Consider the following 15,107-nt stretch of genomic DNA (forward strand, 5'->3'; position numbering starts at 1 on the left):
CACTTATTTTGCAATACCGTCTTGTGGTAACCGAAAAGCCACAACAAAATTGTTGGTATAAATTAGTGGTCTGTTGACGAATTTATTGTTAAAGAGATGTGCTGCAATGCGGCACGGCTTGGCTTCTGAAACGACACCGGCCACAGCATGCCGGTCACCGAAACGGACCTGCGGATTCCATGAGCAATCTGATTCATGAGCGCGTCCTGCGCGTTCACCACTGGACGGACACGCTGTTCAGCTTCACCACCACGCGCGATCCCTCGTTCCGTTTCGATCCCGGACAGTTCACCATGATCGGCCTGGAGGTGAACGGCCGGCCGCTGCTGCGCGCGTACAGCCTGGTCAGCGCCAGCTACGAGGAGACGCTGGAGTTCTTCTCGATCAAAGTGCAGGACGGCCCGCTGACCTCGCGCCTCCAGCACCTCAAGGAAGGCGACACGCTGCTGGTCAACCGCAAGGCGACGGGCACGCTGGTCACCGACAACCTGCTGCCCGGCCGCAACCTGTACCTGCTCAGCACCGGCACGGGCCTCGCCCCGTTCCTCAGCATCATCAAGGACCCGGAGATGTACGCCCGGTTCGACAAGGTGATCCTGACCCACACGACGCGTACGGTGGGTGAGCTGGCGTACGGCGACATCATCAACACCGTCCTGCCGGAGAACGAGTTCTTCGGCGAGGATGTGACGCAGAAGCTGATCTATTACCCGACCGTGACGCGCGAGCCGTTCCGCAACCAGGGCCGCATCACCGACCTGATCCGCAACGGCAAGCTGTTCTCCGACGTCGGGCTGGCCCCCTTCGACCGCGAGGTCGACCGCGTGATGATCTGCGGCAGCCCGGCCATGCTCGACGAGACCAGCGGCATCATGAACGAGCTGGGCTTCTCCATGGGCCACAACGGCGAACCCGGTCATTACGTGATCGAAAAGGCTTTTGTGGAACGCTGAGCGGATTTGCCGGAATAAAGCGGGCCGCGGTTCGTTGATGGGACGTGACGATGGCACGTCATCAACTCCAGCCGGCCCGCCTGGGCCGGGTTGGTCCTTGACGGGCGCGCCTCCCTTGCGGGGGCGCGCCCGTTTTCCTTCTGGAACCAACCCGGTTCGCCAGACCGTTTTGCCGATCCCGCATTTGGTGTAGACATCCCCTCCATGCGCCTCATCACGATCCTCGCCGTGCTGCTCGTGGCCGGCCTCGCGAATTTTGCCGTCTGGTCGCTGCCGAACCAGCCGGTGCCGCTCGACCCGCCGCCCGGCGGCAAGCTGAAAAGCGTCTCCTTCGCGCCCTTCCGCGACGGCCAGAGTCCGCTGACGCAGACCTTCCCCACCGTGGAGCAGATCGACGAGGATCTGGCGGCCCTCGCTCCGCAGGTGGCGGGGGTGCGCACCTACACCTCGCTGGAAGGGCTGGAGGTGGTGCCGGAGCTGGCCCGCCGCCACGGCATGCAGGTCACCATGGGGGCGTGGCTGTCCTCGCGGCTGGACAAGAACGAGAAGGAGGTCGCCTCCCTCATCGACCTCGCCAACCGCTACCCGGACGTCATCACCCGCGTGATCGTCGGCAACGAGGTGCTTCTGCGCCGCGAGCTGACGCCGGAGCAGGTGGCCGGCTACATCGACCGCGTGAAGGCGGCGGTGAAGCAGCCGGTGTCCTACGCCGACGTCTGGGAATGGTGGCTGAAGTACCCGCAGATCGCGGATCACGTCGATTACCTGACCATCCACCTGCTGCCCTACTGGGAGGACGTGCCGACCGACGTGACCGGCGCCATGGAACGCATCCGCGGCAGCTACCGCACGATCGCCCAGCGCTTCCCCGGCAAGCCGATCCTGGTCGGCGAAACCGGCTGGCCGACCGAGGGCCGGTCGCGCGGCGCCGCGGTCACCGGGTTGGTCAACAAGGCCAAGTTCGTCAACGGCTTCGTCCGCCTCGCCGAGCAGGAGGGCTTCGACTACAACGTGATCGAGGCCTTCGACCAGGGCTGGAAGGCCAAGCTGGAGGGCACGGTGGGCGGTCACTGGGGCCTCTACACCGCCGACCGTCAGGCGAAATTCGCCCTGGCCGGGCCGGTGGTGGAGAACCGCCAATGGCCGGTGCTGTTCGGCGTCTCGTCCGGCCTCGCGCTGGTGCTCGTCATCGGGCTGACCCTGCGCGGCCGTCCGCTGAGCGGCGGGGCCTTCGCCGCCCTGGCCTTCCTGGCGCAGGCGCTGTCCACCCTCTACACCCACGCCGTCTGGGGGGCGCTGCACGGCAAGCACTACCCGCAGGACGTGGCGCTGTCGGTCGTTATGCTGGCGGCGACGGGCGTGCTGTCGATGGCCGTCCTGCTGGCCGCCCGGCGGGCGCTGGGCAGCGGCGGTCTGGCGCTGGAACCGCTGGCCCCGCTGCGCGGCCGTCCGGCGCTGTCGCGGCTGGAGACGGTGGGCAAGGCCGCCGCCGTGGTCCTCGCCTTGCTGGGGATCGCCTGGAGCGTCCTGATCGTGTTCGACGGGCGCTACCGCGACTTCCCCAACTGGTATTTCGCCCTGCCGGCGCTCGGCCTGCTGGCGCTCGGCGCCATGCGCGCCACGCGGCGTCCGGAGGGCACGGGGGCGCTGGCCGCCTGGGGGATCGGCGGGCTGTTCCGCCCCGCCGTCCCGGTGGCCGATTTCCCAGGGACCGATTTCCCAGCGACCAATTTCCCAGTGGCCGATGCCCCGGCGCGCGGGCTGTGCGGCGCCGTCCGTCGCCTGCCGCTGGAGGCGGCGCTGGCCAGCCTGCTGGTGCTCGGCGCTCTGCTGACCGTGCTGGCGGAAGGGGTGGTGCCGATGGAGTCGCTGATCTACGGGCAGCTTCCCTTCATGGAGGCCCTGCACGAGGTGGTGTGGACCAGCCCGAACTGGGAAGCGCTGTCCTGGGCCGCGCTCCAGGTCCTGCTGGCGGTGCCCTACGCCGCCGCCGTGCTGGCCGTCCGCCGCGGCGAGACCGCTTTCGTTGTTCCCTCTCCCCTCCGGGGATAGGCTGTCGACGCGTCTTTGCAGCCCGTCAATCGATCCCGAGCGGGCCGTGATTCCGGTTGCGGTGGCGGCGCACCGGGTTTCGGCGGACCGCGGCCCCCGGCAACCCAAGTGCCGTTGCAGGAACGGAGCGAGCGGGACCGATTGATTCGCATCGGTCGTAGGGCTACTGTCCGGCACCGATATTTTTCCCCACCCGCGTGAGTAGTCCCATGAGCGGTGCGTCCGGCAAACAGATCAAGAAAGTGGTGCTCGCCTATTCGGGCGGCCTCGACACCTCGGTGATCCTGAAGTGGCTCCAGGAAACCTATCAATGCGAGGTGGTGACCTTCACCGCCGACCTCGGCCAGGGCGAGGAGCTGGAGCCGGCGCGCAAGAAGGCCGAGCTTCTGGGCATCAAGCCGGAAAACATCTTCATCGACGATCTGCGCGAAGAGTTCGTGCGGGACTTCGTGTTCCCGATGTTCCGCGCCAACACCCTCTATGAGGGCACCTACCTGCTCGGCACCTCGATCGCCCGGCCGCTGATCGCCAAGCGCCAGATCGAGATCGCCAACCAGGTCGGCGCCGACGCCGTGGCCCACGGCGCCACCGGCAAGGGCAACGATCAGGTCCGCTTCGAGCTGGGCTACTACGCGCTCCGCCCGGACATCAAGATCATCGCCCCGTGGCGCGAGTGGGATCTGAACAGCCGCACCCGGCTGATCGACTACGCCGAGAAGAACCAGATTCCGATCGCCAAGGACAAGCGCGGCGAGGCCCCGTACTCCACCGACGCCAACCTCCTTCACATCTCCTACGAGGGGAAGGCGCTGGAGGACCCGTGGGTCGAGCCGTTCGAGGACATGTACACCCGCTCCGTCGCCCCGGAGAAGGCCCCGGACACCCCGACCTACGTCGAGGTCGAGTTCAAGCGCGGCGACGCCGTGGCGATCGACGGCAAGGCCCTGTCCCCGGCGGCCCTGCTGACCGAGCTGAACCGTCTGGGCGGCGAGAACGGCATCGGCCGCCTCGACCTCGTCGAGAACCGCTATGTCGGCATGAAGTCGCGCGGCGTGTACGAGACGCCGGGCGGCACCATCCTGCTGGCCGCCCACCGCGCGATGGAGAGCATCACGCTCGACCGCGGCGCCGGCCATCTGAAGGATGAGCTGATGCCGCGCTACGCCGAACTGATCTATTGCGGCTATTGGTTCAGCCCGGAGCGTCTGGCGCTCCAGGCGCTGATCGACCAGACCCAGGAGCCGGTGAACGGCGTGGTCCGCCTGAAGCTGTTCAAGGGCAACGTCACGGTCGTCGGCCGCAAGTCGCCGAACAGCCTCTACCGCATGGACTATGTGACGTTCGAGGAAGACAGCGTCTACAACCAGAAGGACGCGGAAGGCTTCATCAAGCTGAACGCGCTCCGCCTGCGCCTGGGCGCCATGGCCCGCGCGAACGTCAAGTAAGCGCGAGACCCGTTGCGGATGTGGAACGAGGGGGCTTCGGCCCCCTCGTTTCGTTTCGGGCGAAGGCTGTGTGGTCCAGGGCTCCTGCTCACGCCGCCCGGATGTTGACGAGGAAGCGCTCGACCTCCAGGCGGAGCGTTTCCGCCTGCCGGCTGAGTTCCTCGGCCGACGACAGCACCTGGGAAGCCGCCGATCCGGTCTCCACCGCGGCCTGATGGACCTGGACGATGCTGCCCGACACCTCCGTCGTGCCGTGGGCGGCCTGCTGGACGTTGCGGGCGATCTCTCCCGTGGCGGCACCCTGCTCCTCCACCGCGGCGGCGATGGTGGTGGCGATGCCGTTGATCTCGCCGATCGTCCCGCCGATGGTCTTGATGGCCCGAACGGTTTCGGTGGTTACCCCCTGGATCGTCTGGATCTGGGTGGCGATCTCCTCGGTCGCCTTGGCCGTCTGGTTGGCGAGGCTTTTGACCTCCGAGGCCACCACGGCGAAGCCCTTGCCGGCCTCCCCGGCGCGCGCGGCCTCGATGGTGGCGTTGAGCGCCAGCAGGTTGGTCTGGTCGGCGATGGCCTTGATGAGCCCGACCACCTCGCCGATCTTCTGACCGGCCTCCGCCAGCCCCTGGACCGTCTGGTCGGTGCGGGCCGCCTCATCCACGGCGTTGCCGGCGATGGTGGTGGAGGTCGCGACGTGGCGGCCGATCTCGGTGATGGAGGCGGACAGCTCCTCGGTGGCCCCGGCGACCGCCTGGACGTTGGTGGTCGCCTGCTCCGACGCGGCGGCGACCGTCGAGGCCTGCCGGCTCGTCTCCTCGGCGGTGGAGGACATGGACTCGGCGGTGGCGCGCATCTCGGTGGCGGCGGAGGCCAGCATCTTCAGCGTCGCGTGCACCGTGCTGTCGAAGCCGACGATGTAGTTTTCCACGAGCGCCTGCCGGGCTTCCTTGCGGGCCTGCTCCTGGCGCTGCTCCTCCTCCATCCGGCGGTTCGCGACGGCGGAGTCCTTGAACACGGACAGGGAGCGGGCGAGCGTGCCGACCTCGTCCATCCGGTCCGTGCCGTCGACGGTGATGCCGAGATCGCCCTTGGCGAGGCGCTGCATCAGTTCGGCCATGGCGCGCAGCGGGCCGACCACGCGGAACAGCGTCGTCGTCACCGCGAAAGCCGCGGCCATCACGCCGAGCAGCACCGCGATCCCCAGAATCCAGCGGGAGGTGTCGTAAGCGGCGTTGGTCCGTTCATACTCGGCCTCGGCTTCCTTCAACTGCAGGTCGACCAGCTTTCCGACGGCCGCCGCCACCGGATCGATGCTGGGGTAGAGCGTGGACACCGCGAAGGCGTCCAGCGCGGCCTGATCCCTGGCCTGCATCAGCGCGCGGGCGGTCGTCGCGGCGGCGCGCGCCTTGCCCATATGGCGCTCGGCCTCGTTCGCCAGTTCCTTCTCGCGGGCGTTCATCGAGGTGGCCATGAAGGCCGACCAGCGCGTTGCGATCTCGCCGAGTGCGGCGTCGATGGATTTGAGGCCGCCGTCCCACGTCTCGGCGCCGCCGCGCACCTTGTGCGTGGTGTCAACGATGTTGACGGCGAACATGTCGGAAACGACTTTCAAATCGCGCAACGGGACGACGCGGTCCTTGAACACCGTCTCCATGCCCTGGTGCGACTGCCCAAGGGCCAGCCAACCTGTGGCCGCAATCGCGAAAAGAAAGAAGCAAAGAACAGAGAGGGCAACCAAAAGGCGTGCTTTGACCGTAGACATCGGCTCGTTCCACGATGCGTTGACGTTGCAGGTCATGGCATCGTGGGTGATACATATTAATATTAAGCTACATTTTAACGAAAATATATTTCGTCAAAAAGTAACATTTCTCGCTCCCGAGCGACACCGCCATGACTGTCATGACGGTGTCCTGCTCCGAATGGTGTCAAACATTCCCACCACATCTTCGATCAAAGATTGTGAGTGGGCGGCGTGCCGCTCATCCTTCCAGCTTGAAGCTCCCGTCCTCGCCCAGCGCAGCGAAGGGGTTCCAGGCGACCTCCCAGGGGTGGCCGTCCGGATCGGCGAAATAGCCGCTGTAGCCGCCCCAGAAGACATCCTGCGCCGGCTTCAGGATACGCCCGCCGGCGCGCTCGGCCTGGGCCATCACCGCGTCCACCTCCGCCTTGCTGCGCAGATTGTGGGCCAGCGTGATGCCGCCGAAGCCCGAGGTCGGGCCGGATTCCGCCAAATGCGCGTCCTCGGCCAGCGCTTCCCGCCCGAACAGGGCAAGCGCCACGCCGCCCAGCTGGTAAAAGGTGACGGCGTCCTGGCTGACCGGGGAGGGGGTCCAGCCCAGCCCCTCCTCGTAGAAGCGGCGGCTGCGCGCGAGGTCGGCGACGCCCAGCGTGATCAGGCTGACTCGCTGTTCCATCTCAGGCCTCCTTGCGTTCGACCGTGGCGACGGGCAGCCCGGCCTCCCTCCAGCCCTTGAAGCCGCCTTCGAGGTGGCAGACGTTTTCCAGCCCCATCGACTGCACGGTGTCGGTGGCGAGCGCCGAGCGCCAGCCGCTGGCGCAGTAGAAGACGAAGCGCTTGCCCGACGCGAAGACCGGCTTGTGATAGGGGCTGTCCGGGTCCACCCAGAATTCCAGCATGCCGCGGGTGGCCGGGAAGGCGCCGGGGATCATGCCGTCGCGCGTCAGTTCGCGCGGGTCGCGGATGTCCACGAACACCACGTCGGGGTCGCCGTGCAGGGACAGCGCCTCCTGCGGCGTGATCGTCTGGATGCGGGCGTTCGCTTCGGCCAGCAGATCCTTGTAGCCCTTCTTCATCGGCATGGCGGTTTCCTCCTTCTGACCCTTTGGCCGTAATCGAACCCTTGGCGGGACCGTTGGCGCGTCTGCACTGTTATCGCTCTACGCAACTGTGCAACAGGCCGCCCCGCCCGGTCCACCGGGAAGGGCGGCCGGTGCAGGGGGAGCCCAGGGAAAGCCATGCCGATCGCCACCGACGGACCCACCGAAGCCGCCGCCGCTTTGCCCACCGTCATCGATCCCGTCCGCGTGGAGCGGAACGAGCGCTACGTCCGACGCCGCTTCTGGAACACGCTGCGCGCCAACCTGCACCGCATTCCCTTCCTGGAGCAAGCGCTGGCCGCCTTCTTCTGCGCGACCGACCCGCAGACGCCCTTCAAGGCGAAGGCGATCCTGATGGCGGCGCTGGCCTATTTCGTGCTGCCCGCGGACTCGATCCCGGATTGGCTGGTCGTGGTCGGCTTCGCGGACGATGCGGCGGTGCTGGCCACGGCCGTCCATGCGGTGCGGAGCAACCTGAAGCCGGAGCATGAGGACCGCGCCCGCGCCGCCCTGCGCAAGGAACAGCGGATGAAGCCCCCGCCGGATGATGCTTCCGGGATGAAGCCCGCCGGAAACGGCTGACGGCTCACGCCTTGGCGGAGGCCGTCCGCTCGGCGCGCGACTGCGCGGCGTCGCGGTGCGCGGTGTAGAGGGCGGAGGCCGCGATCACCCCGGCGCCGACCCAGCCCCACAGGTCCATGGCCTCGCCGAACAGCGGCCAGGCGAGCAGGGCGGTGAAGGGCAGGCGGGCGTAGTCGTAGGGCATCATCGCCGATGCCGGCGCCAGCTTGAAGGCGCGGGTCATCGCCAGTTGTCCCAGCGTCAGCACGCCGCCCAGCAGGACGAGCCAGCCGAGCGCCGTCCAGCTCGGCCACTCCCACACGAACAGCGCCGGCAAAAGCGCCATCGGGGTCAGGAACAGCCCCATGTAGGCCACCACGACCATCACCCCGTCGGAAGTCGCCAGCGCCCGCACCTGGAGCGTGGTGACGGCGGCGGCGACGCAATGCAGGAGCATGACGAGGATCGTCGGGTCCAGCGTGGCGTCGTCGGGGCGGATGACGATCATCACCCCGGCCAACCCGACCAGGACGGCGGCCCAGCGCCGCGCCCGCACCGTCTCGTGCAGGAACAGCGCGGCCCCGGTGGTGACGAAGAGGGGGATGGTGAAGCTGAGCGCCGTGGCGTCCGGCAGCGGCATGTGGGTGACGCTGTAGAACCAGCACAGCATCGCCACCAGGCTGGTCGCCGAGCGCGAGGCGTAGAGCCCCGCCCGCCCGGTGCGCAGCCGCCCCAGCCCGACCGCCGCGATCCAGGGCAGCATGAACATCAGGCTGAACAGGTTGCGGAAGAAGACGATCTCGAAGGGGTGCAACTCGCCGCTGACATGGCGGATCATCGCGTTGCCGATGGCGATGAACAGGGCGGCTCCCAGCATCCAGAAGGCCGCCTCCAGCGGCTTTCCCGCCATGCCGGGGCCGGAGGCGGGACCTTTGGCGGTGAGCGCGTGGGTGGGCAATCGGTCGCGTCCCTGGCGGATCGGCCTGAGGGCGGCGCTCCGTTTCCGGATACGCCACCCCAGCGTGCATCGCTATCCTGCTCTTCGGACCGGTCCAGGTGCAAGGGACATTGGGGAGAGGATCAGCGGGAGAAGATCAGCCGCCGGCCTTCAGCGAATCGAGGCGGGCGCGAATCAGCGTGTATTCCGGCTCCTCCGGCTTGAACTGGGCCAGCAGGCGGGTCCACAGGTCGGTGGCCTCCGTGGTCTGGCCGACGCCGGCGGCGTTCAGGCCAAGCAGCCAGAGCGCGTCGCGGTTGTCGGGCTCGGCCGCCAGCGCCTGACGGAGCGCGGCGACGGCCTCCTCCGGCATCGGACCGGGCTTGCTGCTCCGCGGCTCCGCCGACAGCAGGGCGGAGGCGTAGGCGACCAGCACGTCGGGCCGCTGGGGCGCCCGCTCCCGCGCCTTGCGGGCGGCGTCGATGGCCTTGACCGACTCGCCCATCACGCCGTAGGAGCGCGACAGCCGCAGCCAGCCGTCAACGTCGTCCGGGTTGGCCTCCAGCCGGGCGGCCAGCCCGTCGACCATGCCGCGGATCATCTGCTGCTGGTCCTCGCCGTCGGCCTGTCCCTGCGCTTGGCCCTGGCCCTGGTTTTGGCCCTGGTTCTGGGCGACCGGCGGCTGTTGCTGCGCGGGCAGCGGCTCCGGCGTCACCTTGGCCGGGTCGAGGTTCAGCGCCTTGGCGGCCTCCGCGATCTGCGCCCGCACGACCGGCACCCAGGGGGCGTCGGCGTGGGTCTCGGCGAGCAGGGCGCTCCAGCGCTCCAGCGCGTCCTTGGTGTCGCCGGCCTGGAAGCGGGCCAGCGCGGCGTAGAAACGGGCGCGCGGCTCGGTCGGGTCCTTCGCCAGCATGCGGTCGAAGGTCTTGCGCGCCTCGTCCGGCACGGTGCCGCCGTTGGCCGAGATCAGGACCTCGCCGTAGCTGCCGAGCAGCTCCAGGTCGTCGCCGGCCAGGGCGACCGCCTTGCCCAGCGCGTCGGCGGCCTCGGGCAGGCGGCCCATCTTGGCGTAGGCCTGGCCGAGGATGGCCCAGCCCTGCGGGTCGTCGGGGGTCTCGGCGAGCTGGGCCTTCAGCTTGTCCATCGCCGCCAGCACGTTCTTCGGCGGCCCGCCGCGCTCATGGTCGAGGTTGCGCGAGGCCAGCGGCTGCGCCGGCAGCTCCGGACGGCCGAGCTTGCCGTAGACGGCCAGCGTGCCGAGCGGCAGCAGGACGGCCAGCAGGGCGGCCAGCGCCATCGCGCTGCGCGGGGCGCGGGCGGCGGGGGCCATGCCCTTCTTCGCGTCCTTCGCGCCATCCTTCGCCCCACCCTTCGCTGAGCCCTTGCCGCGGTCGGCAATGGCCAGCATGCGGCGGCCGATCTCGGCGCGGGCGGCGGCGGCCTGCGCCTCGCTGATCAGGCCGCGGCCCTGGTCGCGCTCCAGCTCGCCCAGCTGGTCGCGGTAGACCTCCAGGTCGTAGGCGGCGCGCTCCTCGGCGGCGCCCTCGGGCTTCCTCAGCAGCGGCGGCACGATCAGCAGCACCACGGCCGCCGTCAGGGCGGCGGCGACGATCCAGAACAGCATCAGGCTTTGTCCTTGCGGAGCAGGGCGTCCAGGCGCCGCCGCTCGTCCTCGGTCAGCGGGGCGGTGTCGCCGCCCGCAGCAACGGCGGCACCCTTGCGGCCGCGCAGGTACAGGGCCGTGGCGACGCCGCCGATGGCCAGGATCACGAAGGGGCCGATCCACAGGAACAGCGTCGTCGCCTTGAAGGGCGGGCGCAGCAGCACATAGTCGCCGTAGCGGTCGGTGACGAAGCTCAGCACCTGCTGGTTGCTGTCGCCGGCGGTCAGCCGCTCGCGGACCAGAACGCGCAGGTCGCGGGCGAGCGGCGCGTTGGAGTCGTCGATCGACTGGTTCTGGCAGACGAGGCAGCGCAGATCCTTGCTGATCTCCCGCGCGCGGCCTTCCAACGCCGGGTCCTTCAGCACCTCGTCGGGCTGGACGGCGGAGGCGGCGACCGGAGTCAAGGCCAGCAGGGCGGCGAGAAGGAGGGCTCTCACGACGCGCTCCTCAGATGCTTGACCATGGGCAGGATCTGCTCCTCGACCACCTGCGGGGTCAGGGGACCGACATGCTTGAAGCGGATGCGGCCCTGGCGGTCGAGCAGGAAGGTCTCCGGCACGCCGTAGACGCCCCAGTCGATGGACACGCGGCCGTCCAGGTCGACGCCGATGCTGGCGTAGGGATCGCCGTTGCGGTTCAGCCAGGCGATGGCGTCCTCGGCCTTGTCCTTGTGGTTGATGCCGCGCACCGTCACGCCCTGCTCGCGGGCCAGCCGGGTGATGATCGGGTGCTCGGCCTTGCAGGGGATGCACCAGGAGGCGAAGACGTTCACCAGCGTGACGTCGCCCTTCAGCGTCGCGTTGGACAGCCCTTCCTTGTGGCCCGGCAGCGGCGGCAGCGCGAATTCCGGCGCCGGCTTGTCGATCAGGGCGGACGGGATGTCGCGCGGGTCGCGGTCGAACCCGCGCAGGAAGGCCACGCCGACACCGACGAACAGCAGCAGCGGCAACAGGTAGATCAGGCGGCGCATCGGAAGCGTGTCCTTACTCGGCGGGCTGGAGATTGCCCTTGGCGGCGCGGCGGCGCTCCGGGGCGCCGATGCGGAAGCGGCGGTCGGACAGGCTGACGAACCCGCCCAGCATCATCCCCAGCGAGCCGATCCAGATCCACGGCACCAGCGGGTGATGGTACAGCCGCACGGTCCAGGCCGTGCCGTTCTGCGTCGGGTCGCCCAGCGCCACATAGACGTCGGACAGCCAGGTGGTGTGGATCGCCGCCTCGGTCGTCGTCATGCGGGTGACCGGGTAGCTGCGGCGCTGCGGCGTCAGGGTGGCGATGGTCCGGCCGTCGCGGGTGACGGTGAAGACGCCCTGCTCGGCGCTGTAGTTCGGGCCCTGCACCGTGCCGACGCGGTCGAAATGCACGGCGTAGGCGCCGACCGTGGCGTTGTCGCCCGGCTTCATCGCCTTGATCGTCTCGCTCTGCCAGGCCGAGGTGCCGGTCATGCCGGCGATGGCGATGCCCATGGAGGCGTGGGCGATGGTCATGCCCCAGGCGCTGCGCGGCAGGTTGACCGCGCGGTTCCAACTGTCCTTCGCCGGGATGCGGAACAGGCGGATGCGCTCCGCGAACTCGGCGATCGAGCCGAAGAAGGCCCAGGCGGCGAGCGCGACGCCGACCAGCGCTAGCAGCGGGCCGCCGCCGTTGGTGACGTAGGCGGCGATGGCGACGCAGGCCACGGTCGCCACGCCCGCCGTCCACAGCCGGGTCAGGGCGCCCAGCAGGTCGGCGCGCTTCCAGGCCAGGAAGGGGCCGACCACCATGGCGATCACCATCGGGATGGCGACGGGGATGAAGGTGGCGTTGAAGAAGGGCGGGCCGACCGACACCTTGCCGAGGTCGAGCACGTCGAGGAACAGCGGGTAGAGCGTGCCGATGAAGACCGTCGCCGTCGCGGTGGACAGCAGCAGGTTGTTCAGCACCAGCGAGCCCTCGCGGCTGACCGGCGCGAACAGGCCGCCGGTCTTCAGGCTGGGCGCCCGCAAGGAGTAGAGCAGCAGCGAGCCGCCGGTGGCGATGGCCAGCAGGACCAGGATGAAGACGCCGCGCGCCGGGTCCACCGCGAAGGCGTGGACCGAGGTCAGGATGCCCGACCGCACCAGGAAGGTGCCCATCAGCGACAGCGAGAAGGTGATGATCGCCAGCAGGATGGTCCAGGTCTTCAGCGCGTCGCGCTTCTCCACCACGATGGCGGAGTGCAGCAGCGCGGTCCCGGCCAGCCAGGGCATGAAGGAGGCGTTCTCGACCGGGTCCCAGTACCACCAGCCGCCCCAGCCCAGCTCGTAATAGGCCCACCAGGAGCCGAGCGCGATGCCGGCGGTCAGGGTCGACCAGGCGGCCAGCGTCCAGGGCCGCACCCAGCGCGCCCAGGCCGGGTCGACGCGCCCTTCGATCAGGGCGGCGACCGCGAAGGAGAAGGCGACGGAGAAGCCGACATAGCCCGCGTAGAGGAAGGGCGGGTGGAAGGCGAGGCCGGGGTCCTGGAGCAGCGGGTTCAGGTCGTTGCCGTCGAGCGGCGCCGGAACCACGCGCAGGAAGGGGTTCGAGGTGATCAGGATGAACAGCAGGAAGCCGACGCCGATCATGCCCTGGACGGCGATGACGCGGGCCTTCAGCGAGGGCGGCAGGTTGCGCCCGAAGATGCCGACCGCCGCGCCGAACACCGTCAGCATGACGATCCACAGCATCATCGAGCCTTCGTGGTTCCCCCACACGCCCGACACCTTGTAGAGCATCGGCTTCATCGAGTGGCTGTTGGCGACCACGTTCGACACGCTGAAGTCCGACACCACATGCGCCCAGGTCAGGGCGCCGTAGGCGACCAGGACCAGCAGCATCTGGGCGATGGCGGCGGGGCGGGCGACGCCCATCCAGGCGGCGTTGCCGGTGGCGGCACCCACCAGGGGGACGCCGGACTGCACCAGCGCCACGAACAGCGCCAGCACCAGCGCGTAATGGCCGAGTTCGGGAATCACGGGCCCGATGCTCCCTTGAAGAACGGAATGAGGAGGAGTGGGGAAGCGGCCAGCGTCACGAGCTGGGCTTCTGCTCCTTCGAGTTCGCCTTGAAGTGCTCCGCCTCCTTCAGGGCGGCGGCGACCTCCGGCGGCATGTAGTTCTCGTCGTGCTTGGCCAGCACCTCGCGCGCCTGGAAGACGCCGTTGATCATGCGGCCTTCCGTGATGACGCCCTGCCCCTCGCGGAACAGGTCGGGAAGCTGGCCGCGGTAGCTGACCGCGACGGTGTGCACCGTGTCGGTGACGCGGAACTGCGTCGTCACCCCGTCGGGCATCTTGCTGACGCTGCCCTCCTCGACGAGGCCGCCCAGGCGGAAGTTGCGGTCGCCGATGTCCTGGGTCTGCAACTGCGTGGGGCTGAAGAAGAAGACGATGTTGTCCTCGAACGCCGTCAGCGTCAGGGCGGTGGCCGCGCCAAGGCCCAGCAGGGCGAGGCCCAGCATGTAGAGGCGCCGTTTCTTGCGGGTCATCCTTCACCAACCTCCGCCGCGGGCGACGCCGCGGCTCCGTTGCGCGCCCGGCGCCGCCGCGGCGGGCGGCTGCCTTCCAGCGCCTTCAGGGTCGTCTCGGCGCCGCGCAGCGCCTTCAGCGTGGCGACCAGCAGGCCGACCATCACCAGCGCCGCCAGCGCGTAGGACGACCAGACATACGCGGCGTAGCCGCCCATCGCGAAAAACTCTGCCATCCTTGCCTCCGGCCCCGCCTGTTCCCGTGCCTCAGCCCTGCGCCTCGGTCAGGCGCATCGTCTGGATCTTGCGTTGCACGATCTCCGCCCGCAGGCGCAGCAGGACCACCGTGATGAAGTAGGCGGTGAAGCCCAGCGCCATGACCAGCAGCGGGACCAGCATGGACCCGTCGATGGTCGGTCCGCCCATGCGGATGACGCTGGCCGGCTGGTGAAGGGTGTTCCACCAGTCCACCGAGAATTTGATGATCGGCACGTTCACGATGCCGACGAGGAGCAGCACGTTGCCCGCCCGCGTCCCGCGCTGCGGGTCGTCGAAGGCGTTCACCAGCGCCATGTAGCCGAGATAGAGGAAGAACAGGATCAGCACGCTGGTCAGCCGCGCGTCCCACACCCACCACGTCCCCCACATCGGCGCGCCCCACAGCGAGCCGGTGACGAGGCAGATGAGGGTGAAGCCGGCGCCGACCGGGGCGGCGGCCTTGGCGAACAGGTCGGCCAGCGGATGCTTCCACACCAGCCCGCAGGCGGCGGCGATGGCCATGTTGACGTAGACGAACAGGCTCATCCAGGCGGCGGGCACATGGATGTACATGATCCGCACGGTGTCGCCCTGCTGATAGTCGCGCGGCGAGCCGATCAGCGCGATGTAGAGCCCGACGATCAGCAGGATCACGGTCGCCCCCGCCGTCCAGGGCAGGATCGCCGCCGACAGGCGCTGGAAGCGGGCAGGATTTGCAAATCGATGCATAGGACCTATGGGCCTCTGGTCGTGCTGCGGACGATATAAGCTCAGTGATGCCCCAGCGCGAGGGGTTTCGCCTTGATCTTGGTCAGGAAACATGGCCGCACACCGTGGTGTTTTCAGGATGGTGCGGCGGCCTGTCGCACTGACGGTACGACGGGTTGACGCGGCCTTTCCATGCTACGTTGGTGCAGGGCGGGTGAAAAAGTCCG

General features: G+C 68.7%; 15 protein-coding genes. 4 read left to right on the plus strand and 11 right to left on the minus strand.

The features are described 5' to 3' along the window. The first annotated feature begins 179 nt into the window (after positions 1-179). The 3 genes from FHW79_RS03695 to FHW79_RS03705 all read left to right on the plus strand — a co-directional run bounded on the left by FHW79_RS03695 (position 180) and on the right by FHW79_RS03705 (position 4,450). Positions 180-953, plus strand: a complete 774-nt coding sequence (locus FHW79_RS03695; protein WP_174438653.1) for a ferredoxin--NADP reductase — start codon at positions 180-182, stop codon at positions 951-953. A gap of 204 nt (positions 954-1,157) precedes the next feature. Continuing rightward, positions 1,158-3,005, plus strand: coding sequence for a glycosyl hydrolase family 17 protein (locus FHW79_RS03700; RefSeq protein ID WP_183177677.1), 1,848 nt, complete (start codon positions 1,158-1,160; stop codon positions 3,003-3,005). A gap of 209 nt (positions 3,006-3,214) precedes the next feature. Continuing rightward, a complete protein-coding gene (locus FHW79_RS03705) occupies positions 3,215-4,450 on the plus strand; it encodes an argininosuccinate synthase (RefSeq protein WP_035669763.1) in 1,236 nt (411 codons plus the stop codon). 88 nt (positions 4,451-4,538) lie between these two features. Here FHW79_RS03705 and FHW79_RS03710 read toward each other — a convergent pair whose 3' ends face one another. The 3 genes from FHW79_RS03710 to FHW79_RS03720 form a co-directional block, all read right to left on the minus strand. After that, positions 4,539-6,245, minus strand: a complete 1,707-nt coding sequence (locus FHW79_RS03710; protein WP_348984032.1) for a methyl-accepting chemotaxis protein — start codon at positions 6,243-6,245, stop codon at positions 4,539-4,541. A 184-nt stretch (positions 6,246-6,429) separates the two neighbouring features. Beyond that, a complete protein-coding gene (locus FHW79_RS03715; protein WP_183177679.1) occupies positions 6,430-6,864 on the minus strand; it encodes a VOC family protein in 435 nt (144 codons plus the stop codon). A 1-nt stretch (position 6,865) separates the two neighbouring features. Continuing rightward, complete coding sequence (locus FHW79_RS03720) at positions 6,866-7,270, minus strand: rhodanese-like domain-containing protein (protein WP_211108063.1); 405 nt, start codon at positions 7,268-7,270, stop codon at positions 6,866-6,868. A gap of 156 nt (positions 7,271-7,426) precedes the next feature. Between FHW79_RS03720 and FHW79_RS03725 the strand changes: the two genes are divergently transcribed. Further along, positions 7,427-7,870, plus strand: coding sequence for a YkvA family protein (locus FHW79_RS03725; RefSeq protein ID WP_183177680.1), 444 nt, complete (start codon positions 7,427-7,429; stop codon positions 7,868-7,870). Between the two features lie 4 nt (positions 7,871-7,874). Here FHW79_RS03725 and FHW79_RS03730 read toward each other — a convergent pair whose 3' ends face one another. From FHW79_RS03730 to FHW79_RS03765, 8 genes are all read right to left on the minus strand, one after another. After that, positions 7,875-8,807 carry a DMT family transporter gene (locus FHW79_RS03730; protein WP_183177681.1) on the minus strand — a complete coding sequence of 311 codons (933 nt, stop codon included), beginning with the start codon at positions 8,805-8,807 and terminating at the stop codon, positions 7,875-7,877. A gap of 136 nt (positions 8,808-8,943) precedes the next feature. Next, the gene (ccmI, locus tag FHW79_RS03735) at positions 8,944-10,410 is read right to left on the minus strand and encodes a c-type cytochrome biogenesis protein CcmI (protein ID WP_183177682.1); all 1,467 of its coding nucleotides are present in this window, start codon (positions 10,408-10,410) and stop codon (positions 8,944-8,946) included. Beyond that, the gene (locus FHW79_RS03740) at positions 10,410-10,886 is read right to left on the minus strand and encodes a cytochrome c-type biogenesis protein (RefSeq protein ID WP_183177683.1); all 477 of its coding nucleotides are present in this window, start codon (positions 10,884-10,886) and stop codon (positions 10,410-10,412) included. Before FHW79_RS03740 ends, ccmI begins: the two co-directional genes overlap by 1 nt. After that, positions 10,883-11,419 carry a DsbE family thiol:disulfide interchange protein gene (locus tag FHW79_RS03745; protein WP_149164527.1) on the minus strand — a complete coding sequence of 179 codons (537 nt, stop codon included), beginning with the start codon at positions 11,417-11,419 and terminating at the stop codon, positions 10,883-10,885. Before FHW79_RS03745 ends, FHW79_RS03740 begins: the two co-directional genes overlap by 4 nt. Before the next feature lie 13 nt (positions 11,420-11,432). Next, the gene (locus FHW79_RS03750; RefSeq protein ID WP_183177684.1) at positions 11,433-13,424 is read right to left on the minus strand and encodes a heme lyase CcmF/NrfE family subunit; all 1,992 of its coding nucleotides are present in this window, start codon (positions 13,422-13,424) and stop codon (positions 11,433-11,435) included. A 55-nt stretch (positions 13,425-13,479) separates the two neighbouring features. Continuing rightward, positions 13,480-13,935: a cytochrome c maturation protein CcmE gene (gene ccmE, locus FHW79_RS03755; RefSeq protein WP_038525715.1), complete on the minus strand. Its 456-nt coding sequence runs from the start codon at positions 13,933-13,935 to the stop codon at positions 13,480-13,482. After that, a complete protein-coding gene (gene ccmD, locus FHW79_RS03760) occupies positions 13,932-14,150 on the minus strand; it encodes a heme exporter protein CcmD (RefSeq protein WP_035669739.1) in 219 nt (72 codons plus the stop codon). The genes ccmE and ccmD overlap by 4 nt, the downstream gene beginning before the upstream one ends. A gap of 31 nt (positions 14,151-14,181) precedes the next feature. After that, positions 14,182-14,901 (minus strand): heme ABC transporter permease, encoded by a 720-nt coding sequence (locus FHW79_RS03765; protein WP_137139735.1) that lies wholly within the window; start codon positions 14,899-14,901, stop codon positions 14,182-14,184. Positions 14,902-15,107 lie beyond the last annotated feature (206 nt).

The organism is Azospirillum sp. OGB3 (assembly GCF_014192915.1).
GTDB lineage: Bacteria > Pseudomonadota > Alphaproteobacteria > Azospirillales > Azospirillaceae > Azospirillum.